The organism is Pseudovibrio sp. W64, from assembly GCF_001623145.1.
Taxonomy (GTDB): Bacteria; Pseudomonadota; Alphaproteobacteria; order Rhizobiales; family Stappiaceae; genus Pseudovibrio.
This window is the reverse complement of record NZ_LMCI01000030.1, coordinates 1-22,331: the sequence shown is the minus strand read 5'-3', so window position 1 is coordinate 22,331 and position 22,331 is coordinate 1. Positions and strand designations below refer to the sequence as shown.

The 22,331-nt window shown below is 51.3% G+C and carries 20 protein-coding genes; 13 read left to right on the top strand and 7 right to left on the bottom strand.

Annotated elements, in window-relative coordinates:
- Nucleotides 1-86: 86 nt before the first annotated feature.
- Complete coding sequence (locus PsW64_RS12920; protein ID WP_063303874.1) at nt 87-2,093, bottom strand: thioredoxin domain-containing protein; 2,007 nt, start codon at nt 2,091-2,093, stop codon at nt 87-89.
- Between the two features lie 95 nt (nt 2,094-2,188).
- Between PsW64_RS12920 and mnmE the strand changes: the two genes are divergently transcribed.
- From mnmE to PsW64_RS12895, 5 genes are all read left to right on the top strand, one after another.
- The gene (mnmE, locus tag PsW64_RS12915; RefSeq protein WP_063303873.1) at nt 2,189-3,538 is read left to right on the top strand and encodes a tRNA uridine-5-carboxymethylaminomethyl(34) synthesis GTPase MnmE; all 1,350 of its coding nucleotides are present in this window, start codon (nt 2,189-2,191) and stop codon (nt 3,536-3,538) included.
- A 286-nt stretch (nt 3,539-3,824) separates the two neighbouring features.
- Nucleotides 3,825-5,708 (top strand): tRNA uridine-5-carboxymethylaminomethyl(34) synthesis enzyme MnmG, encoded by a 1,884-nt coding sequence (gene mnmG, locus PsW64_RS12910; protein ID WP_063303872.1) that lies wholly within the window; start codon nt 3,825-3,827, stop codon nt 5,706-5,708.
- 1 nt (nt 5,709) lies between these two features.
- Nucleotides 5,710-6,375 carry a 16S rRNA (guanine(527)-N(7))-methyltransferase RsmG gene (gene rsmG, locus PsW64_RS12905; protein ID WP_342633493.1) on the top strand — a complete coding sequence of 222 codons (666 nt, stop codon included), beginning with the start codon at nt 5,710-5,712 and terminating at the stop codon, nt 6,373-6,375.
- Between the two features lie 11 nt (nt 6,376-6,386).
- Nucleotides 6,387-7,214, top strand: a complete 828-nt coding sequence (locus PsW64_RS12900) for a ParA family protein (protein WP_063286220.1) — start codon at nt 6,387-6,389, stop codon at nt 7,212-7,214.
- A 107-nt stretch (nt 7,215-7,321) separates the two neighbouring features.
- Nucleotides 7,322-8,221, top strand: a complete 900-nt coding sequence (locus PsW64_RS12895; RefSeq protein ID WP_057463221.1) for a ParB/RepB/Spo0J family partition protein — start codon at nt 7,322-7,324, stop codon at nt 8,219-8,221.
- 98 nt (nt 8,222-8,319) lie between these two features.
- On the opposite strand, the gene PsW64_RS12890 is transcribed toward PsW64_RS12895, so the two are convergent.
- The 4 genes from PsW64_RS12890 to leuS form a co-directional block, all read right to left on the bottom strand.
- A complete protein-coding gene (locus PsW64_RS12890) occupies nt 8,320-8,682 on the bottom strand; it encodes a hypothetical protein (RefSeq protein ID WP_063286219.1) in 363 nt (120 codons plus the stop codon).
- Nucleotides 8,683-8,758: 76 nt separating this feature from the next.
- A complete protein-coding gene (gene holA, locus PsW64_RS12885; protein ID WP_063303871.1) occupies nt 8,759-9,799 on the bottom strand; it encodes a DNA polymerase III subunit delta in 1,041 nt (346 codons plus the stop codon).
- A gap of 7 nt (nt 9,800-9,806) precedes the next feature.
- Nucleotides 9,807-10,418 carry an LPS assembly lipoprotein LptE gene (lptE, locus tag PsW64_RS12880; RefSeq protein ID WP_057463224.1) on the bottom strand — a complete coding sequence of 204 codons (612 nt, stop codon included), beginning with the start codon at nt 10,416-10,418 and terminating at the stop codon, nt 9,807-9,809.
- Entirely contained in the window at nt 10,405-13,017 is a 2,613-nt protein-coding gene (gene leuS / locus PsW64_RS12875) for a leucine--tRNA ligase (RefSeq protein WP_063303870.1), read from the bottom strand. Before leuS ends, lptE begins: the two co-directional genes overlap by 14 nt.
- Nucleotides 13,018-13,229: 212 nt before the next feature.
- On the opposite strand from leuS, the gene PsW64_RS12870 reads away from it, so the two are divergent.
- Nucleotides 13,230-13,907, top strand: coding sequence for a YggS family pyridoxal phosphate-dependent enzyme (locus tag PsW64_RS12870; RefSeq protein WP_057463226.1), 678 nt, complete (start codon nt 13,230-13,232; stop codon nt 13,905-13,907).
- A gap of 62 nt (nt 13,908-13,969) precedes the next feature.
- On the opposite strand, the gene PsW64_RS12865 is transcribed toward PsW64_RS12870, so the two are convergent.
- Nucleotides 13,970-14,890: an alpha/beta hydrolase gene (locus PsW64_RS12865; RefSeq protein ID WP_208980762.1), complete on the bottom strand. Its 921-nt coding sequence runs from the start codon at nt 14,888-14,890 to the stop codon at nt 13,970-13,972.
- A 141-nt stretch (nt 14,891-15,031) separates the two neighbouring features.
- On the bottom strand, nt 15,032-16,030 hold the full coding sequence (locus PsW64_RS12860; RefSeq protein ID WP_063303868.1) for an alpha/beta hydrolase: 999 nt from the start codon (nt 16,028-16,030) through the stop codon (nt 15,032-15,034).
- Between the two features lie 386 nt (nt 16,031-16,416).
- Here PsW64_RS12860 and ffh point away from each other — a divergent pair, with 386 nt between their 5' ends.
- The 7 genes from ffh (at nt 16,417) to PsW64_RS12820 (ending at nt 21,815) form a co-directional block, all read left to right on the top strand.
- On the top strand, nt 16,417-17,973 hold the full coding sequence (ffh, locus tag PsW64_RS12855) for a signal recognition particle protein (protein ID WP_063294623.1): 1,557 nt from the start codon (nt 16,417-16,419) through the stop codon (nt 17,971-17,973).
- Nucleotides 17,974-18,291 (top strand): chorismate mutase, encoded by a 318-nt coding sequence (locus tag PsW64_RS12850; RefSeq protein ID WP_063303867.1) that lies wholly within the window; start codon nt 17,974-17,976, stop codon nt 18,289-18,291.
- Nucleotides 18,292-18,312: 21 nt separating this feature from the next.
- Complete coding sequence (gene rpsP / locus PsW64_RS12845) at nt 18,313-18,702, top strand: 30S ribosomal protein S16 (RefSeq protein WP_063291231.1); 390 nt, start codon at nt 18,313-18,315, stop codon at nt 18,700-18,702.
- Between the two features lie 36 nt (nt 18,703-18,738).
- A complete protein-coding gene (rimM, locus tag PsW64_RS12840) occupies nt 18,739-19,302 on the top strand; it encodes a ribosome maturation factor RimM (RefSeq protein WP_063286211.1) in 564 nt (187 codons plus the stop codon).
- 110 nt (nt 19,303-19,412) lie between these two features.
- Nucleotides 19,413-20,117: a tRNA (guanosine(37)-N1)-methyltransferase TrmD gene (gene trmD / locus PsW64_RS12835; protein WP_057463234.1), complete on the top strand. Its 705-nt coding sequence runs from the start codon at nt 19,413-19,415 to the stop codon at nt 20,115-20,117.
- A 203-nt stretch (nt 20,118-20,320) separates the two neighbouring features.
- A complete protein-coding gene (gene rplS, locus PsW64_RS12830; protein WP_063286463.1) occupies nt 20,321-20,782 on the top strand; it encodes a 50S ribosomal protein L19 in 462 nt (153 codons plus the stop codon).
- Between the two features lie 706 nt (nt 20,783-21,488).
- Entirely contained in the window at nt 21,489-21,815 is a 327-nt protein-coding gene (locus PsW64_RS12820; RefSeq protein ID WP_063286209.1) for a hypothetical protein, read from the top strand.
- Nucleotides 21,816-22,331: the final 516 nt, after the last annotated feature.

Sequence of the window (22,331 nt, the reverse complement as noted above, 5' to 3'; positions counted from 1 at the left end):
CACGTGAATCACCCATGTTTTCAAAAGTATATTTATGAGCGCTGACCCACGTGAAACTGTGAGTCAGCGTTTAATTTATTTGCAGATCAGATCTGCTCTTTCACCTGTTCAGGTGTTGTCGCTGGCAGAGAGCATCCTTTTTCTGAGCAGATGAAGACAGTGGTTTCATCCGTGTTCCAGGACGAGTTTTCCAACTCCATCGGCTTAGCTTCACCAGCAGGAATAACATCTACATAGAGGGCAGGATCAGCTTGAGAATGCAGAGCCTGCATTATTGGATTCGCGTCCGAACCAGTTCCCAAAACCACAAGCGCTTTCTTGAATCGGGTGCGAGTATCGAGTGCTGTGAGTAATGATGCCGTGCCGAAGATGTTGTTTGGAACATCGGCTGCAAATGCATTCAAAGTTCCATCTGCAACATCACGGGAAGATGTGTCACCTGTCAGGATCCAATGTTCAGAGAAGGCGAGAGCGGCTACGGCGTTGTAGTTTGGTGTTGCTTCATCATAGGCGTGATAGGGGCGGAGGATGAGGTCGTCGGCATCCTTATCCGTCATGTAAAAAGCGCCATTAGAGTGTGCAAAACGCTCCTTCAGAATCTTCAGGAACTCTTCTGCCTGTTCTAGGTAGCGCTGCTTCTCAAGCGGATTTGGTTCCGATCTGTACAAAGCGAGAGCTGCTCTTGCACACCATGCGTAGTCAGAAGCAAAGCCAACTTCCAGTCGCTGACCCTGTCGCCAGGAATGGCTGAGCTTTCCATCTTGGAACATATGCTCTGTGATGAACGCAAATGCCTCCTTGGCGGAAGTGCGCATAGATTCACGTGAAACAAGAGAACTTGCTTTTACGAGTGCACAGACGAGCATAGCGTTCCAGTCTGCTAACACCTTGTCGTCTTTGTGAGGTGGAACGCGTGTCGCTCTGTGCTCAAGCAGGATTGCTCTGCAGGTTGCCAGGGCTTCCTCTTCAGCTGCTTCCAGAAGAGCAGGGGAGTGGCGCCGGTTGAGGATGATGTTGCCTTCCCAGTTTCCATCTGGGGTGACGTCGTAGACATTAGAGAACAGTTCGAAGTGTTCTGTTGGGATGAGGTTCTTCAACTCATCATAAGTCCAGACATAGAACTTGCCTTCAACTCCTTCACTGTCTGCATCCATGGAAGATGCGAAGCCACCTTCGGGAAGCTTCATGTCACGCTCTAGCCAATCGACGACTTCCTGGATTCGGATGTGAAACAGTTCATCACCCGTTTCCTGATAGGCCCAGCACAGGTGTTCGATAAACTGTGCGTTGTCGTAGAGCATCTTTTCGAAATGAGGGACTAGCCAAATAGAGTCGACTGCGTAACGAGCCAGGCCACCTCCCACATGATCGTAGATACCACCTTGTGAAATTGCTCGTGTAGTTTTCAAAAACTGCTCACGCATGAAGGTGTTTTTTTGCGCCGTGGCGGTTCTGAAGATAAGCTCCTGAACGGAGGCTTGAGGGAACTTTGGTGCACCCTTCATGCCGCCTTCTTCCTCGTCTTGCATGTTGAAGAGTTGTTTGCCGGCAGCGGTGATCAGGAAGCCAGAAAGAGGGGAGGCCTCTGATGGCGGCTTGTTGAGAGCTTGGCTGATGGCTTGCCGGTTCTCTTCAATGGTGTCGCGATCAGCAATGAAGCTTTGTGAAATTGCGGTCAGAATATCCTTGAAGGCAGGAGAGCCGTGCCGTGCTTCATTCGGGAAATAGGTACCACCCCAGAATGGATCACCCTCTGGCGTGAGGAACATGGTCAGTGGCCAGCCACCCTGTTGACCAAGCATATGGAGTGCCTGCATATAGATCTGGTCAATGTCAGGACGCTCTTCGCGGTCTACCTTGATGTTGACGAAATGCTCATTCATGAGAGCGGCTGTTGCTTCATCCTCAAAACTTTCATGGGCCATGACGTGGCACCAATGGCAAGCGGAGTAGCCAACAGACAGCAGAATTGGCTTGTTTGTTTTTTGCGCTTCTTCCAGTGCTTCCTTGCTCCATTCCCACCAGTGGACAGGGTTATTTTGGTGTTGAAGAAGGTAAGGGCTTGAAGCGTTCGTTAAGCGATTTCTGCTCATAAAGAGGTGATCCTGAGTTCAAGGTATTGCTTGGCGTAAAGGCTAGGTTTAACGCAGTTCATACGAGATCATACAGTTAAAGAACCGGACGTGGAATGAATACACAACAGGAAACCATCTACGCAGTTTCTAGCGGCGCACTTCCTTCAGGCGTTGCTGTTATCCGTTTATCAGGTCCACAGTCCGGGCCAATCCTGAGAAAGCTGATTAAGGGTAAATTCCCCGTTTCACGTGAATCATGCCTTAAGAAATTATGGGACCCTGTAGATGGTTCTGTTCTGGATCATGCGTTGATTTTGTGGTTCGAAGGCCCGGGAAGCTTTACTGGCGAGGACACTGTTGAGCTGCATTGTCATGGTGGCCGTGCTGTTGTTGCGGCGGTGCTGCGTGCACTTTCCACCTTTGAAAAGACACGGCCAGCTGAGCAGGGTGAGTTCACACGCCGGGCATTTCATAATAACAAACTCGACCTGACTGAGGTTGAGGGTCTCGCTGATCTGATTGATGCAGAGACAGATGCGCAGCGTCGGCAGGCTCAGCGTCAGATGGATGGGGCGCTTGGTGACCTCTATTCGCAGTGGCGCGAAACACTGATCCGCAGCCGTGCGATGATTGAAGCTGAGCTCGACTTCTCCGATGAAGATGACATTCCAGATTCTGTGGCTGATGAAATCTGGGTGGAGCTGGCGAAGCTTCGTGACCAGATTGTTGCCCACCTTTCTGATGCGCGGAGAGGGGAGCGTCTACGCTCTGGTCTGCAGGTTGTTTTGCTTGGTCCACCGAATGCGGGTAAGTCCAGCTTGATGAATAAACTGGCTCAGCGTGATGTGGCGATTGTGACGCCGGAAGCTGGAACGACCCGCGATGTGCTTGAGGTGCATCTGGACCTTGGTGGTTATCCGGTCACGCTGATTGACACAGCGGGCATTCGTGAGAGTGCTGGCATGATTGAGAAAGAGGGCATTCGCCGTGCTCTCGTTCATGCTGAAAAAGCTGATCTCATTCTCTGGACACATGCGCCGAATGTGACTGCTGAGGAGTTGCCGGAGAGCTTGCTGAAGAATGGTGCAGAGATCTGGCGTCTCAATACCAAGAGTGATCTGGGCCCTGATACTGATCATGACTCCTTCGAAACGACAGAAGAGATCAATGTCTCCGTTCGTGAAGAGGGCGGCATGAACGCGCTGCTATCAAGCCTCGAGTCGTTTGCGGAACGAAATATCGGATTGATCGAAAACCCGCTTATCACTCGTGAACGTCATCGTTCTCATCTGACCCAATGTGTGGAAGATCTGAACCACGGTATTCAAGCGGAGGGCTTTCCGATTGAATTGAGAGGTGAGGATTTGAGACGAGCAGCTGATCAGCTGGGGCGTATCACAGGTCGAATCGACGTTGAAGATTTGCTCGATGTCATCTTCCGCGACTTCTGCGTTGGTAAATAAAAGATGTAGAAGTGCCATGTTTCACGTGAAACATTTATTGAAAATCGTGAGTAAGTGGGGAAAAGCTAGTGAGTCACGTGGATAACTAATGCTGCGGCATTGGCGACTCACTGCGCTGTTTTCTTTGACCCAGCGCGTGACCTGTTGTATCAAGTCTTCAAGAAAATAGGTAGTTGCCCTTCTAGTTCCCCCAAGTTTTATCTGCGGCCTTCATATGGTCCAGAGGCTCGCAGAGAGTGTGGCTTGTCCTTTCTCTGCTTTTAGATGGGCGAAATGCAGGACCGAAATGTCTGATAATTTTGATCTTGAGTTTGACGTTGTCGTGATTGGCGGCGGCCATGCAGGCTGTGAAGCCGCGGCTGCGGCTGCGCGCATGGGTGCCCATACAGCGCTTATAACTCATCGCTTTGACACCATTGGTGTGATGTCATGTAACCCAGCTATTGGCGGTTTGGGGAAGGGGCATCTGGTTCGAGAAATCGATGCGCTGGATGGATTGATGGGCCGGGTGGCTGATGCTTCCGGTATTCAATTCCGTATGCTCAATCGCCGCAAAGGGCCAGCTGTGCAAGGGCCGCGCTCTCAGGCTGACCGCAAGCTTTATCGCGAAGCGATGCAGGCTGAGATTAAAGCGATTGATAATCTCGATGTGGTGGAAGGTGAAGCTGACACACTGATCCGTGAGGGTGATATCCTTAAAGGCGTCGTGCTTGGTGATGGTCGTCGGGTTTCGGCCAAGGCGGTTGTGATCACGACCGGCACGTTCCTGCGTGGTCTGATCCATATCGGCGATAAGCAAATTCCTGCGGGTCGTGATGGTGAAGCGCCAGCGCTTGGTTTGTCTGTATCTTTGGAAGATATTGGTCTGCGTCTTGGTCGTTTGAAGACAGGCACTCCGGCACGTCTGGATGGGCGCACGATCAATTGGGATATCCTTCAGCAGCAGCCAGGTGATGAAAAGCCTATTCCATTTTCAACACTGACCGACAAAATCCAGATCCGTCAGGTGCCGTGTTACATCACACGCACGACCCCAGAGACGCATCAGATCATTCGCGACAACATCAAGCGGTCAGCGATGTATTCGGGCGAGATCCAGGGCAGGGGTCCTCGGTATTGTCCGTCTATCGAAGATAAGATTGTTCGCTTCGGTGATCGTGATGGTCATCAGATCTTCCTTGAGCCTGAAGGGCTGGATGATCCAACGGTCTATCCCAATGGTATTTCGACCTCGCTGCCTGAGGATGTTCAGATCCAGTTTCTGCGCACCATTCCGGGTTTGGAGAAGGTTGAGTACTTCAAACCGGCTTATGCGATTGAGTATGATCACATCGACCCGACTGAACTGACAAACACGCTTGAGGTGAAGAAGCAGAAGGGCCTTTACCTCGCGGGTCAGATCAACGGTACGACCGGTTATGAAGAAGCTGGCGCTCAAGGTCTATTGGCGGGCTTGAATGCTGCCAGAACGTCTCAAGACGGCGCTGCAGTGACTGTTGGACGTGCTGACGGGTACATTGGCGTGATGGTGGATGATCTCATCACACGGGGCGTTTCTGAGCCGTATCGCATGTTCACATCCCGCGCTGAGTATCGTCTCACACTACGTGCAGACAATGCGGACCAGCGCCTCACACCACTTGGTCTTGAGTGGGGATGTATTGGTGATACGCGTCGAGTCGCTTTCGAAACGAAGATGGAAAAACTGCGGAAAACCAAGGATTTGATGCAGTCCGTCAAAATTACACCCAACGAGGGGCGTAAGCATGGCTTGCCGATCAATCAGGATGGTGTGAAGCGCTCTGTCTTTGATTTGTTGGCCTATCCAAATATCACTCTTGAAGACCTCATTGAGATCTTTGATGAGATGAAGGATGTCGATATCAAATGTGCCGAACAAGTTTCTATAGATGCGATGTATGCCGTCTATCTGGAACGTCAGGCAGCTGATATTGCCGCTTTGAAACGGGATGAGGACTTGGTTATTCCTGATCGGATTGATTATGCTTCACTGACCGGACTTTCCAACGAGGTGCGCCAGAAGCTTGAAGCTTTGCGCCCTTCAACCATCGGGCAGGCATCGCGCATGGATGGGATTACCCCAGCGGCGCTGACTTTGCTGCTTGCGTATATTCGCCGCTCAGGCAAAAACATTGCTGGTGCTGTTTAGTATGTCATTCGAAAAAAGGGCTGATTACAGCCAGATTACACCTGTCATGCGTATGTATGAGGATGTTTCACGTGAAACGTTTGAACGTCTAAGTATCTACGTGGACCTCGTTCTCAAGTGGCAACCTGCACAGAATCTGATTGCACCATCTACGATGAATGATATCTGGATGCGGCATGTGGCCGATTCTATTCAGATTCAGCGTAGTTTGCCGGATGCACGTTCCTGGATTGATTTCGGAAGCGGTGCAGGTTTCCCTGGATTGGTGACTGCGATGTTGCTGAGGCAAGAAGGGGGAGAAGGCATTGTGCATATGGTTGAGAGCAACCAGCGCAAAGCAGCTTTCCTTCGGACTGTGGCACGTGAGACTGGCTGTAACGTCAAAGTTCATGCGGGTAGAATCGAAGCCGTTACGAAAGACTGGCAGGCTCCGATTGAGGGTGTTTCGGCGCGTGCACTAGCTTCTTTACAGGTTCTCTGCGGGTTTTCTTCGCAATTTGTACAGCGTGGCGCGACTGCTGTTTTCCACAAAGGTCAAGATTTTCGCCGCGAAATTGAAGAAGCATCTGCCGATTGGTCAATTGATCTGGTAGAAAAAGTAAGTCTAGTAGATCCGCTAAGTCGCGTTTTGGTTCTATCTAAAATTGACCCGAAAACCGCTAACTAGGGTGCTGTCGGATGAGCTTACTGCCGCAATCTCCACGTGTATTGACTATCGCCAACCAGAAGGGTGGCGTAGGCAAGACGACAACAGCCATTAATCTTGGCACAGCGCTTGCCGCAATTGGCGAACGCGTCCTGATTATTGACCTGGATCCGCAAGGCAATGCGTCGACGGGGTTAGGGATTGATCGCGTCGATCGTGAATATTCTACCTATGATGTCTTGAGCGGAGATTCGACGCTAGAGCAAACTGTTCTGGAAACCGCTGTTCCGCGTTTATGGATTGCTCCATCAACTATGGATTTGCTGGGTGTTGAGTTGGAGATTTCTTCTGCACCTGACCGGACATTCCGATTACGGAATGCAATTTCAGGTATGGCGCAGGCAGCTGAGATGGGTAGGGCACAAGGGTATTCATATATTCTAGTGGACTGTCCGCCGTCGTTAAACCTCTTGACTATCAATGCCTTATCGGCATCTCACAGCATTCTTGTACCGTTGCAGTGCGAGTTTTTTGCTCTGGAAGGTCTAAGCCAGCTGCTTAGCACCGTTGAGCAGGTGAAGCAGTCTCTCAATTCAGAGCTGAGCATCCATGGCATTGTGTTGACCATGTATGACAGCCGTAACAATCTCTCCAGTCAGGTTGTACAGGATGTGCGTGAGACGATGGGTGATGCAGTCTATGAGACTGTGATTCCACGGAACGTACGTGTTTCCGAGGCTCCATCTTATGGCAAGCCTGCTTTGCTTTATGATTTGAAGTGTTCCGGTTCGCAGGCTTATTTACGACTCGCTTCCGAAATTATTCAGCGAGAGCGTGACATGCGGATGGCGGCTGCCTGATCTGGCTGCCGCTTCTACTTTAAAGAGATTTGTTATTTGACCCGCAGAGCGTGCGGGAAGGGGCTACCGACTCCCGAGCTCCTAGAATGTAGATAGGTGGAATTGAAATGGCGAAAACTGAGGAAGCAGGGCGTACCAATAAGCGACTAGGGCGCGGCCTTGCAACGCTGTTGGGTGACGTAAACTCAGAGCCAGCTGTCTCCACTCCAGAACGTAACCGTGATGTACGGAAGGTGCCGATTGAGTACCTTCAGCCGAACCCACGTAACCCACGCAAATCATTTGTAGAAGATGATCTGAACAACCTGACCGAATCCGTTCGTCAGAAGGGGATTGTACAGCCAATTCTGGTGCGTCCTCGTCCGAATAAGCCGGGTCATTTCGAGATCATTGCTGGTGAGCGTCGTTGGCGCGCAGCTCAGAAGGCTGGTTTGCATGATGCGCCTGTTGTCATCCGTGAGGTGACTGATCAGGAAGCGCTGGAACTTGCGATCATCGAAAATGTTCAGCGTGCAGACCTGAATCCTATCGAAGAAGCGTTGGGTTATGATCAGCTGATCGAAGAGTTTTCTTACAGCCAGGTTGAACTCTCCAAGGTTATCGGTAAGAGCCGGAGCCATGTGGCCAACACACTGCGTTTGCTGAAACTGCCAAACTCTGTGAAGGACTATCTTGCAGAAGGGCTTCTCACTGCTGGTCATGCACGTGCATTGATCACTGCAGAAGATCCTGCGGCTTTGGCTGAGCTGATCGTGGAGAAGGGGCTCACAGTTCGTGATGCAGAGCGTCTGGCTCAGAACCCGGATTTGTTCCAGAAGAAAGAAGCTGCTCCGAAGCCTGAAAAGGATGCGGATACACGCGCTTTAGAGAAGCGTCTGGCCGATGGTCTGGGTCTTAAGGTGGCTATTGCTCACAAGACTGATAAGGGCACTGGTGAGCTTAAGATCAAGTACAAGAATGTAGAGCAATTGGACGAAGTCTGCCGCTTGCTGGGCATTCAGAACTGATTGTTTCTGTTTTCGGAAATTTAGAAAAGGCCGCGTCTCTTAACTGAGGCGCGGCCTTTTTAGATTCGGAAAAGAAATGATTTTTTTGACCAGCAGACTTAGCCTACGACTGGAAGCAGTTTTTCGATGCGTGCACTGACTTCTGCTCTCTTTTTCTCAGCCATATTGCGACGGCCGAACATCAAACCCAGGCAAATGAAGTACCAACGGAAAACCCAATAAGCCAAGAGGATTAGTGCGGGCAGGCCTATGATCAGATTTATGACTGATCCCAGTACCGCGTAGTTCTGCATGAGGTAGCCGATTAAGACACCAAAGCTGAGCAATGGCGGGAAAATCCAGGCCCACAATGATGCTGCTCCAAAAAGCGACAATTGAGGGCGTAGGAGTGCGAAGTTGATTGCCCAAAGTTCGTGTTGAGCGAACTTCAGCCTGATCCAGTGGATGAGTGAGTGAGACATAGGAGTGCCTGTGACTTCGCTTTGCGCGAATATTGTTGTTGTTTGTGAGGAAGGTGGCGACCCACCTTCCGCGTGTTTATCGTCGTCTGTTTGAGGCTTTTGCTACCTGAGCAATTGCCAAAAGGGTACGAGACACAATCGCAGTTGAGAGATTGGCGTTGAAGCGGGCCTCTTTGACAGCATCGTTGAGACGGGTCAGAGCGCGTTCCAGAAAGTCTTCATTCCAGATCTCAACTTGTCTGACAATCTTCGAGCGACGCTTCCAGAAGATTGGAGGACGCACGCCGCCAATAACATCTTCTACAGCAATGCGTTGATTGGCTTTTAAGCGGCACAGGTGGAGCATTTGGAAATGTCTGAGGGCTTGAGAGGCTATCACGCCAACGTCCGTCCCTGAGGCTGAGAGGCGCTCCAGGCCATGGTCCAATGTGATCGTATCACCCAAAGCTGCAGCATCGATTAGTTCATCCATGGCGAAGGCAGAAGCATCGCCGATGATCTCTTCGACATGATGGACCTCGATGCGATTGTCATTCATCGCGTAGAGGCACAGCTTCTTGAGTTCTCCGCGGCTTGCAATGCGGTCAGCGCCAAGCAGAGTGTGAAGCGCCATACGGGCTTCTTTGCTGATTTGCAGATTTGCTGACTGGGTTTCTTCATCAATCAGACGATCTACATCGCGTGCTGTGTCTGCAAAGCAGGGGATGGCGACAGCGGTTTTGCTGGCTTCGATCTTTTTGCGCAGGCCTGCTGTCTTCTTCAGGTCTCCGGCTTCAATCACGATGAAGGCAGAAAAGTCGTTGTTTTTGAGGAGTGGTTCGACGGCTGGCAGCACGCTCTTGGTGCCGTTTTCGCGGACCCAGATAGTGCGGCGGCCACCAAAGAGGGGAATGGTCAGAGCCTCATCGATCAACCTGCTCGGGTCTGCTGCGATATCAGCAGCGTCCAGTTTGACCTGGGAGAACGGATCATCATTCTCGGAGGCTGCTTTGGAGATGAGTGCTTGCGCTCGCTCATTCACCAACCCGGTGTCTGGCCCATAAACAAGAATGAGGTTTACGGAGTCTGGCGGGTTGGCGATGTACCGGTCAATTTCAGCAGCTTTGAGGGCTACCATAGTGGTCCTATTCTACAGGCTCTACAGGATGAGTTGCAAAGAAGCTTGCTATGCGGGTGTTGATGTCAGCAGCGACAACCTTGGTAGCACGGTCTTCTGCATCTCGTTCTGCTCTCAGGTTTGCAAAGCGCTGACTGGAAAAGTCAAAGGATGCAGAGGCAAAGGAGCGGCCAGTGTAGAGCGTACGATCTGTCTGGATATCTGCCAGAACGAAGCTGGTGTTGACGGTGATGTTGTAAGCGGTTGGCACGTCGGCCAGCTGCTCAACACCCACTTCAGCACGGCGCTTGTCCGTCAGGATTTCCAAACGATACTTTGGCGGCAGAGCATCACCACCACGTGTGAACGCGAAAATCAGCTGATTGCGCAGAACCTGATTGATGCGCTTGATAGACCCTGAATCTCCATAGCTTGGGAACTTCATGGAAATTGCCGCCATTTGAGCCTGGACGGTCTGAGTCTGCTCTGAACCATCGCCTAACAGCGTTGGACTAACGCCATAGAGCGGACGGAACTGGCAGCCAGAAAGAAGAAGGGCACCCGCAACAATTGTTGCCCCGCCGAGTAGAACCCGGCGGGAAGGGCGACCTGATTTAGCAGGGCGATCAAACAACGACATTTACAATCCTCTGAGGTACCACGATGATTTTACGTGGGGCCTTGCCATCCAGAGCTTTCTGAACAGCCTCATGTGCCAGAGTAGCTTCTTCTACCTGCTCTTTGGAAGAGTCTCTTGCTACAGAAAGCTCACCTTTTTTCTTCCCATTGATTTGAATCGGAAGCGTAATGGTGTTTTCTACCAGCAGATCCTCTTGGACAACTGGCCAGTTTGATGTGGATACCAGTCCTTCATTGCCGAGCATGGACCAGCATTCCTCAGAAAGATGAGGCGTGATTGGTTCCATGAGCTGCAGCAGGAAGCCAGTTGCTTCGCGCAGAGCATATGCCATGTCCGGTTTGGACAGGTCTGATTGAAGCGCCTTGCTGATTGCGTTGGTGAACTCATAAAGACGGGCAACAGCACGGTTGAAGCCAAGGCCATCAAAGTCTTTTGTGATGGCAGCCAGAGTTTTATGAGAAGCACGGCGCAGGGCTGTTGCTTCATCACTGAACTCAGCAGGTCTTGCGATGTTGGCTTCGGTCTTTTCTGAGACTTCCCCAATGATACGCCATACGCGCTGTACGTGACGCCATGCACCGATTACGCCATCTTCAGTCCAGATGATGTCACGCTCTGGCGGGCTGTCAGACAGAACGAAGAGACGTGCTGTATCAGCGCCGTAGGTGTCGATGATGTCGGTTGGGTCAACAACGTTCTTCTTCGACTTGGACATCTTCTCGATGGAACCAATGGTGACTGGAGCGCCGGTTTCTGCGTGCACCGCTTTTCTGTCGCCTTCGGTGCTGATGATGTTGATCTCAGCTGGTGTTACCCATTTTCCATCAGGGTCTTTGTAGGTCTCATGGTTCACCATGCCCTGTGTGAAGAGGCCTTTGAACGGCTCTTTCACATCCAGATGCTTGGTGATCTGCATGGCGCGTGCAAAGAAGCGGGAGTAGAGCAAGTGCAGGATCGCATGCTCGATACCGCCGATGTACTGATCAACTGGTAGCCACTCAGAAGCAACCTTTGGATCGGTCGGATTGCTGTTCTTCGGATCGGTGAAGCGTGCAAAGTACCAGGAGGAATCCACGAAGGTGTCCATGGTATCGGTTTCACGCTGAGCATCCTTACCACAGCATGGGCATTTCACATTGCGCCATGTTGGATGACGATCCAGCGGGTTGCCTGGACGGTCGAAAGTGACATCTTCCGGCAGAACGATTGGCAGGCTTTCTTTTGGCGCAGGCTGAACACCACAGTCATCACAGTGGATGACAGGGATCGGACAACCCCAGTAGCGCTGACGGGAGATACCCCAGTCGCGCAGACGGTAGTTGGTTTCGCGGTGCGCCTGTTGCTTGCCTTTGGCTTCTTGCGCTTCCAGCTTGTCAGAAACAGCATTCTTCGCATCCTCGATGGACATGCCGTCCATGAACTCGGAATTAAAGATGGAGCCTTCGCCGGTGTAAGCTTCGGTGCCAACGTCGAATGTGGCCGGATCTTCACCTTCTGGCAGCACAACTGCTTTGACTGGCAGTTTGTACTTGTGAGCGAAGTCCAGGTCGCGCTGGTCGTGCGCAGGACATGCGAAAATAGCGCCTGTGCCGTAATCCATCAGGATGAAGTTTGCCACATAGACTGGCAGTTCCCAAGATGGATTCAGCGGGTGTTTGACGCGCAGGCCAGTGTCGAAGCCAAGCTTTTCTGCGGTTTCGATTGCTTCAGCTGTCGTGCCAATACGGCGACATTCAGCAATGAACTCCTGCAGTTCTGCGTTGTCTTCAGCCAGTTTCTGCGTGATCGGATGATCTGGTGACAGGCCCATGAAGGACGCGCCGTACAGCGTGTCTGGACGGGTCGTGAAGATTTCCAGAGTCTCATCACCGGTTGGAGCGGTTTCGGTGAACTCGAAATTGACCTTCAGACCAACAGATTTGCCGATCCAGTTCTTCTGCATGAGACGAACTTTTTCAGGCCATTCGGTCAGAGTGTCGATTGCCTCTAACAGCTCTTCGGAATGATCAGAGATCTTGAAGAACCACTGGGTCAGGTCTTTCTGCTCAACTTCTGCGCCAGAGCGCCAGCCTTTGCCGTCGATCACCTGTTCGTTTGCCAGAACGGTCATGTCGACCGGGTCCCAGTTTACCTTCGCGTTTTTGCGGTAAACCAAGCCAGCTTCCAGGAAATCCAGGAACAGGGCCTGCTGCTGTGCGTAATAACTTTCATCGCAGGTTGCGAATTCACGGCTCCAGTCGAACGACAGGCCAATTGTTTTCAGCTGGCCGCGCATTGCTGCAATGTTGTCGTAGGTCCAACCCTTTGGGTGTACCTTCTTTTCAGCCGCTGCGTTTTCTGCAGGCATGCCGAATGCATCCCAACCCATCGGGTGCAAAACGTTGTAGCCGCGTGCACGTTTGAAGCGTGCAACCACGTCACCCATGGAGTAGTTGCGCACGTGCCCCATGTGTAGACGACCGGATGGGTAAGGGAACATCTCTAGTACGTAGTATTTTTCGCGCGGATCATCGTTGTCCGTCTCGAAGACGTTCTTTTCGTCCCATACTTTTTGCCAGCGCGCTTCCGTTGCGCGTGCATTATACCTATCCGTAGCCATTTATTCCGCCGTGTGTTTGATTTTTGCCCTGATCAAGCAAATTAGGTTTGCTCGGACTGTCACCAGAAATTGCCAGCTTGGTCAAGCGGTAGACAGAGGAAAAACCAAGAAGATTTGTCAGAAATTTCTCAATGAAGTGCAACTACTCTTGCATTTAGACCTTAGGGAGCGCATTTCATGTCTCCAATATGGATTTTTCGCTGGAGTTAGGAATGAGTGACGCTGCTGCACTTCGCCTTAAAGAGGTTAAGGAAAACATCGGAAAAGCTGAGACGGATGTTGAACGTCCGAACGGCTCTGTAACGTTGATTGCAGTCTCAAAAACATTCGAAGCTTCAGATATTAAGCCGGTTTTAGAAGCTGGACAGCGTGTGTTTGGTGAAAACCGGGTTCAGGAAGCGATGGGCAAATGGCCTGGGCTTCGTGAGGAGTTTGAAGGTGTTGAGTTGCATCTGATCGGCCCGCTTCAGTCTAACAAAGCGAAAGAAGCTATTCAGACCTTTGACGTGATCCACACTGTGGACCGGGATAAGATTGCTAAAGCGCTGAAAGTTGAGATGGATAAGCAAGGCAAAGCGCCAAAGCTGTTCATTCAGGTTAATACCGGGGAAGAAGACCAGAAGGCTGGTATTCCTCCAAAGGAAGCGGATGCGTTTATCGCGAAGTGTCGTGATGAGTATGGGCTGGAGATTGAAGGCCTGATGTGTATTCCGCCAGTTGACGAAGCGCCGGGCATGCATTTCGCGTTGCTTGAGAAAATCGCAAAGCGGAACGGTCTGGAAAAGCTCTCCATGGGAATGTCTTCTGATTACCCAATTGCTGTTCAACACGGCGCAACACATGTACGTGTCGGTTCTGCTGTGTTCGGTGCGCGCGATTATTCGCAATAAGCATTACTGAAAATGTTGAGTTTTGAACGGGCGAGGGATTTCTCGCCCGTTTTTCGTTTGTATTAAAGCAGTTGATCGCTCAGCCATTGGACTGTGGTGGAGACCACGAGATCGTTGTTTTGTGGGCTGATGATGTCGCCTGCGATGACGTGGTTGTTGTCGTCACCTGAGCTTTCGATAAGCAGACGCTGTTTTGGTGCGCCCCATTTGTCATAGGCGATATTGGTGAGTGCTGCGTCGATGGTTTCATCTTTTTCGCTGTAGATGAAGAGGGCAGGTACGCTTGCTTTTGCCGGGTCTTGTTCCTGCAAAACTGAGATTGTGGTTGCCATTGGGAGGAGGGCTACACTTGGGTAGCTGATGGTCCAGCCCATTTGCTCTTCTTTAGATGGCGCCTTGGAAGACGAGCGGGTTTTGCCAATGATCAGAGGGACATAGTGTCTTGCGAACGGCATATCGAGCAAGAACCCGCCAGCGGCTTTGACACCAAAGTTTGGTGAGACAAACACCATTGCGGCCACATCGTCTTTCAGCGGGTGGTCCTGCATCGCGAGCCAAGCTGCAAGTGAGCCACCGGTTGAAGTGGACATGATGATTGTCTTTTCACCAATGCGCCGGCCAATTTCGACCGCTTCAGCGAGGTCGTTGACCCAGTCGTTCAATGAGGCTTCTGCCATCGCTTCACCCGAGCGGCCATGGCCAGTCAGGCGGGTGAAGAAAAGATTGGCGCCCATCTCATTTGCAACGCGGTCCGGTACAGGGCGGATCTCGTGTTTACTGGCGGAAAAGCCGTGGACGTAAATTATTGAAAGAGGTGTTTTGCTGTTCTTCTCACCATTGAACCAGATGATCTCTTTGGCCGTGTCAGAACGAATATCCTGAAACCTGGCCTCACTCTCTGAAAGATACACTTCGAGATCATCACCCATAATTTCGGGTTTGAAGGTGATCTCTGTATCGCGTGGTTCTCTTGGGCCTGTCATGAAGGCAATTGTGCCTCCTACGAGTAAAATCAGTACTACAAAAATAAAATATCGAAAGAGCATATGGGGTGCCTTTGTTCCTTAGCGGCACCAGCTTATTCCAGCTTGGGTTGAAATATCAAATCAGAGCATCAGGAAGTTTTATTGAGAGTAGACAGTGGGTACGCCTCTGGAGCCAAGCCACTCGATGATACCGTTGGAGACGAGGAGGTTGTTTTCCGGATTGATGATGTCGCCTGCGATGACGTGATGATTGCCTGCGGACTCGGTTATGAGGAGGCGGTGCTTTGGTGCGCCCCAGTTTTCGAAGAACTTCGCTGTGGTGTGCTCATCTGAGGTTTCGTCACGGATATCGTAGATGAACATGGTTGGGATGGTTGCGTTTGCTGCATCCAGACTGCCAACGAGTTTGACGGTTTCAGCAAGAGGAAGCAGGGCGGTTGCCGGATAGGCGTTGGTCCACGCGTAGATCTCCTCAAAGTTGGCATTCGGATCAGCAACCCGATAACGGCCTACGATGATTGGGGTATAGTACTCTGCAAGCGGATATGTGAGCAGGGAGGTTCCTGCTGCGGCCAGTTCGAAAACGGGTGAGATGAGGACGATTGCTTCTATGTCCTCCTTTAGAGAATGATCAGTCAGGTCCATCCATGCTGTTAGAGAACCTCCGAATGAGGTGCTGATAATGATGACTTTGTTGCCGATGGCTTTCCCGATTGTGAGCGCTTCTGCCAAAGCATTGAAGTAGTCATCGACATTCGGTTCTCCCATAGCAGCAGGTGTACGGGCGTGACCGGGAAGCCGTGTGTAATAGAGGTTGGCCTGAATGGAGCTGGCGACGAGATCGGGAACGGGTCTGATTTCATCTTTACTGGCAGAAAAGCCGTGCATATAGACGACGGCAAATTCGGTTTTGGCTTTGGTGTCGGGGTTTTGCCAGATGATTTGCTTTTCGAGACCGGGCTTAATGTCTGTAAAGCGGCTTTCTACCCGTGCGATGTATTCTTCGGGGTCTTCGCCAATGTCACTGGGGTTGAATGTGATAGAGGGAGACACATAGGTGTTGGCCCAGTAGAGCAGGAAGCCGATGATCAGGACGATAAGAGACAGCAAAAACAGATAGTTCTTTCGGAACAGCATCGCTACATCGCCTCTTTTTTTGCTGATAGTGAGCCAGCTTGGCAGGAAACCTGGTGCATCTGTGAGTTTTCCTTTTTATCCAAGCTTATACAATCTCCAACAAATGGCGGTTTTGCTTGACTCGGCACCTGTATTCTCGTAGATACCCGACCTAACTCCTTCTATGTGAAGACCGGAGCCACTGACTGGGACCCGAAAAGGTGTAAAGAGATCCCAGAAGTCAACACCCGACAGCGCGTTGCGCCCTCGGGTGATTTTTTGCTATGTGCAATCGATTTGCCGTGGCAATTTTGGCTTGGTGACACCAAATTCACTAGGAACGAGTGTACGGCTCCAGTTGGTTTTCTTCAGGTGTTTGTGCAGAAACGAGATTTTAAAGGAACGACATGTTCGATAATCTGTCAGATCGCCTAGGCGGCATTCTAGATAAGCTCACAAAACGCGGTGCGCTTTCTGAATCCGATGTTAATGAAGCGCTGCGCGAAGTTCGCCGCGCGCTCATTGAGGCTGATGTGGCGCTGCCGATCGTGCGTTCTTTTGTCGACAAGGTGAAACACCGCGCTGTTGGTGCTGAGGTTGTTAAGTCCATTAAGCCGGGTCAGATGGTCGTTAAGATCGTACATGACCAGCTTATTGAGATGCTCGGTGAGGAATCTCATCCGATCGACCTTAATGCGCCGGCTCCGGTTTGCATCATGATGGTTGGTCTGCAGGGTGCGGGTAAAACCACTGCAACCGGCAAGATTGCACGTCGCCTGACACAGCGCGATAAGCGCAAAGTTCTGATGGCTTCTCTTGATACGCGCCGTCCGGCAGCGCAGGAGCAGCTGAAAGTTCTGGGTGAACAGAACGAGATTGACACGCTTCCTATCATTGAAGGGCAGCAGCCGGTTGATATCGCAAAGCGTGCGCTGAATGCAGCGAAGCTTGGCGGTTATGATGTGGTCATGCTCGATACAGCGGGTCGTGGTCACATTGACGAGCCTCTCATGATTGAGATGGAGCAGATCAAAGCTGCGTCCAACCCGCATGAAGTTCTGCTCGTTGCTGATGCTCTGACTGGTCAGGACGCTGTTAATCTGGCGAAGAGCTTTGATGAGCGTTGCGCGATCACAGGTATCATGCTCACCCGTATGGATGGTGACGGTCGTGGTGGTGCGGCGCTTTCCATGCGTGCTGTTACCGGCAAGCCGATCAAGCTGATTGGTACCGGTGAAAAATCTGATGAGCTCGAAGATTTCCATCCAAAGCGTATTGCTGATCGCATCCTTGGAATGGGCGACATTGTTTCGCTCGTTGAAAAGGCTGCTGAAGCGATTGATGCGGAAAAAGCCGCAGAGATGGCTCGGAAGATGCAGAAGGGTCACTTTGACCTGAACGATCTTTCTGAACAGCTGAAGCAGATGGAAAAGATGGGCGGAATGTCCGGCATGATGGGCATGCTTCCAGGTGTTGGTAAAATGAAGAAGCAGCTTGCTTCCGCCAACCTTGATGAGAACATGTTCAAACGCCAGATGGCGATCATCTCCTCTATGACCAAGAAAGAGCGTGCCAAGCCTGAACTGCTTAAAGCAAGCCGTAAGAAGCGTATTGCTGCAGGTTCTGGTGTGCAGGTCGCTGAAGTTAATAAGCTTTTGAAAATGCACCGCCAGATGGCCGATATGATGAAGGCCATGGGTAAGGGCAAAGGCAAGGGCATGCTCGGCAAGATGATGGGCGCTATGGGTGGCGGTATGCCAGGCATGGGCGGCGGAATGCCGAACATCGACCCTAAAGCGCTTGAGCAGATGGCCAAATCCGGTCAGCTGCCGGGCGGCATGGAAATGCCTAAAGGATTACCGGGTGGTGGGCTTCCCGGGGGATTGCCAGGAGCTGGCGGCCCTAAATTGCCCGGTCTTGGTGGAGCATCTGGTTTGCCAGGGCTCGGCAAGGGGAAAAAGTAATTGAGCGAGATCGACAAAACTGAAGAAGCCAAGGCGATCCTTGGTGGACTTCGCTCCAGCATCGACAACATTGACGCTGCTCTGGTGCATATGTTGGCTGAACGATTTCGTTGCACACAGGCTGTTGGGGAGCTGAAGGCAACCCATGGTCTTCCACCGGCTGACCCGGCCCGTGAAAAACTTCAGATTGAGCGTCTGCGCCGTCTCGCGGCTGAGGCCAATCTTGATCCTGACTTTGCTGAAAAATTCCTGAACTTCATCGTGAAGGAAGTCATTCGGCATCATGAAGCTATTGCTGCTGAACACAGCACAGACTGAATACCTAGGAGTAAATAAACAATGGCTACTAAAATTCGCCTCGCACGCGGTGGCACTAAAAAGCGTCCTTTCTACCGTGTCGTAATTGCAGACGTTCGCTCCCCACGCGACGGTCGTTTCATCGAAATCGTTGGTCGTTACAACCCAATGCTTCCTAAAGATGCTGACAACCGCGTTGAGCTGAATGAAGAGCGCATCAAGCATTGGCTTGGTCATGGCGCACAGCCTACTGACCGCGTTCTGCGTTTCCTGGACGCTGCTGGCCTGATGAAGCGTGAGCCACGCAACAACCCAAATAAAGCGAAACTCGGCAAGAAAGCTCAAGAGCGTCTTGACGAGAAGCTGGCTGCAGAAGCTGAAGCAAAAGCTGCTGCTGAAGAAGCAGCTGCTGAAGCACCAGCTTCCGAATAATATAAGCATACCCGATCTGAGAAGGAGACGCCGGCAATGGCAAACAAGCCTGAAGACCGCATTCTAATGGCTCAGATCGGGGCTGCTCACGGCATACGTGGAGAAGTGCGGGTCAAACCATTTGGTGATGACCCGCTTTCTTTTGGCGATTACGGTAAGCTCGAAAATGCTGACGGTAGCCGCAAATTTAAAGTTAAGAAGGCTCGCATTCAAAAAACTGTGGTGGTTACCAAGTTTGAGGGCGTGAATACCCGCAATGAAGCAGAAGTCCTCAATGGGATGAAGCTTTATATTGCTCGCGAAAAACTGCCTGAAACGGAAGACGAAGACGAGTTCTATCACGCTGATCTCATTGGCCTGAAAGCCATTGATGAGAAGGGTGAGGCAATTGGAACTGTGTTGGCTCTTTTGAACTTTGGCGCAGGTGATTTGATTGAAGTTGCCCCGAAGAGCGGCAATTCTCTTATGTTCCCATTCACAAAAGCTGTTGTTCCTACCATTGACCTCAAAGAGGGATATGTGGAGGTCCATGCTCCCGAAGGCTTTTATGATGAAGGTGAAAAAGAACCCGAAGATGGCTCTAAGCCAGAAGCAGGCTGATTTTTCGCATTATCAGATGCAGACATTGCTGAGATCATCAGCGTGATTTTTGCAGTTTGTGCATCAAAATACATTCCAGAGACTGACCTTACTTAAGCAACGGGTATCCTATGGCCTTTCGTGCATCCATCTTGACGCTGTACCCTGAAATGTTTCCGGGAAATCTGGCAATGAGCATGTCTGGACGCGCGTTGGAACGCGGGGATTGGTCTCTTACAGCGAACAACATTCGCGATTACGCGACTGATAAGCATCGCTCTGTTGATGATACGCCTGCTGGCGGTGGTGCTGGCATGGTTCTGCGTCCTGATATTCTTGGCAAAGCTATCGATGATGTGACTGAGGATGAGGATACACGTCCACGGTTGCTCATGAGCCCGCGCGGTAAGCCATTTACGCAGGCAAAGGCTCGTGAACTGGCTGATGGACCGGGTGTGATTATCGTCTGTGGTCGTTTTGAAGGTGTTGATGAGCGCGTCATAGAAGGACGTCAGCTCGAGGAAGTGTCTATTGGCGACTACATTCTCTCAGGAGGAGAAGTTGCTGCTCATGTGGTTTTGGATAGTATTGTCCGTCTTCTTCCCGGTGTTATGGGAAACAAAGAGAGCGGTGAATCTGAAAGCTTTGAGAATGGCTTACTGGAGCACCCACATTATACGCGCCCAGTAGAGTTTGAAGGACAGGAAGTCCCATCTATTCTTAAAAGTGGTAATCATAAACTGATTGATCAGTGGCGCCTTGAGATGTCTGAAAAGATTACTCAAGAAAGACGGCCTGATCTTTGGAAGGATTACCTAGAAAATAGCCGTGGATAGCGGATTTTCTACACTTTTTTCATGACAAACCTTCAAAAATCGGCTAAACCCGCGCCGACTGGAGTGGATTCTGTCTGGCGTTTGCCGCTAGGGTCCTAGTTCCACTTCACTTCCCGGCATAATGCCAAGGTTTGGTGAACACGTCCCGGTGGCTTGACCACTGAGGGACGCTCTGACCAATATTTAAAATGGAAGAAACTGCCATGAATATCATTGAGCAGCTCGACGCCGAAGAAATGGCTCGCATCGAAGAGAAGCGTACGCTTCCTGAGTTCTCTCCAGGTGATACGCTACGTGTTCTCGTACGCGTTACCGAAGGTACTCGTACTCGTGTGCAGGCCTACGAAGGCGTATGCATCGCACGCTCCGGCGGCGGCATCAACGAAAGCTTCACCGTTCGTAAGATTTCTTACGGCGAAGGTGTAGAGCGTGTATTCCCAATCTTCAGCCCAATGCTTGAAGGCGTGGAAATCATTCGCCGCGGTAAAGTCCGTCGTGCGAAGCTTTACTACCTACGTGAGCGTCGCGGTAAGTCCGCACGTATCGTTGAAGCTACCAACGTACGCGCAAAGCGTCTTAACGAAGAAGCTCGTGCGGCTGCTAATGCTGCAAAAGCTGCAAAAGCTGCTGAAAAAGCTGCTGAAGCTAAAGGTTCTGCAGAGTAAGATTTACTCTTCGGCCTCTATGGTTTCTAAAACCCCGCTGAGAAATCAGCGGGGTTTTTTGTGTTCATGCTCGGGTTTTTTGCAGGTTCTGCGGTTTGGTTGGCTTCAGGCATAGCAGCGCCCTCGGTGTCATCCTAAGCGAAGATCCCGAATTTATAGCTGCTTGCTTGTCTTTTTGCTTTTGCCATTCAACTGGATCCCTGTGTGTTTGTTTTGTGCTTGAATGGTAGCGAGGCGGAGGTCGTTGGGTCCCAGATCAGAGCCGAGCACGGCTTTAGATCGTGACGCGGTCAGACCCCGCCTCGCATGTCTTACCAAACCTGAACAGTTGATGGTGGCCGCATCGCGCTACGCTTGTGCTGGATGACGGTGGTGGGGTCTCACCAGCGTATCCTTGCAGCAACACCTTCTTATCATCCTGCAACTTTTCGTTGACAGGTGGTGCGTTCCATTCCACATTCATATGTGAGGCTTCACAACCTCTGAAAAGCGGTAACCGCTCCCGTCAACTAGCGGATTTTTTGTGCCTTTTTTCTGAGGGCGCAAACCCTTTGCTATGAGCGGGAGGGCGGTGAATACAACACCTCTTTCGGGAGGGAATAAACTCGCCTGTCTTTTCCAGGTTGTGAACCTCCCGCTCGCCAGCGGGCCGTCACAAGCTCATTGTCGTGCGGAACTTCAACAGCCAGAAAAGAAGGCTTTGAATATGGACGACTCTGCATGCGCCTGTGGCGCCACAAATACTCTTCAGAATGAAATTGATGACGTGAACTTTGCTGTTTCTGATCTTCAGAACCTTGCTTACATGCAGCATTTGGTGCTGAGCGAGCGGATGAAGAACAGCAGTGAGCGTGACGTTCTCTTCACTTTGCACCATGCATTATCTGACCGCCTAGAGGCACTTGATAAGACCTGCGGAATTTTAACCGATGCGTTGTCCGGCAGATCCTTCCCTAAAGGGTTTTCCGGTCACGCGACACGCAGCGTCGCCTCTCCAACACTGGTCAATACCGATAAGGTGTCTCTTGATTAGATCACTGTGAACGGCACTCCAAGGGCTGCCTCAACTACCCTTGCACAGCCCTTCATGAGTGTCCTGCTGGTCTGCGGCCGGGCGAATTGTGCCCGCAGGCCAGCATCTTCGTGCGTTTGAGTGGAAGCGATTGTGGGTGTGGCTCTGGCTCCCGGATCTGCGCATTGCTTGTCCGGGAGGACGGCGATGGGTGAATTGCGTGAAGAGAAGGTGGTCGGCGTAGTTTTCGGCTGATGCTCATCATCTGCCCGCAGATAAGTGGGCTTACTCTTTAGCCAATTGGTTTCCCCCACTGTCATCCCGGGCGGAGCATAGCGGAGACCCGGGACCCATACTCCCCGTGTTAGAGATTGATTGAGCGCCTCAGTGGAAGATTGAGGCAAGGGGTTATGGATCCCGGCTCGGGGGCCGGGAAGACACCGGTGGGTGGGGTGTTGCAGAAAAACTTATCCCCCTTCTGAATTCCTCCCATACTCTGAACCTATGCCTACGTAACGGGCTGCTGGCGGAGCGACC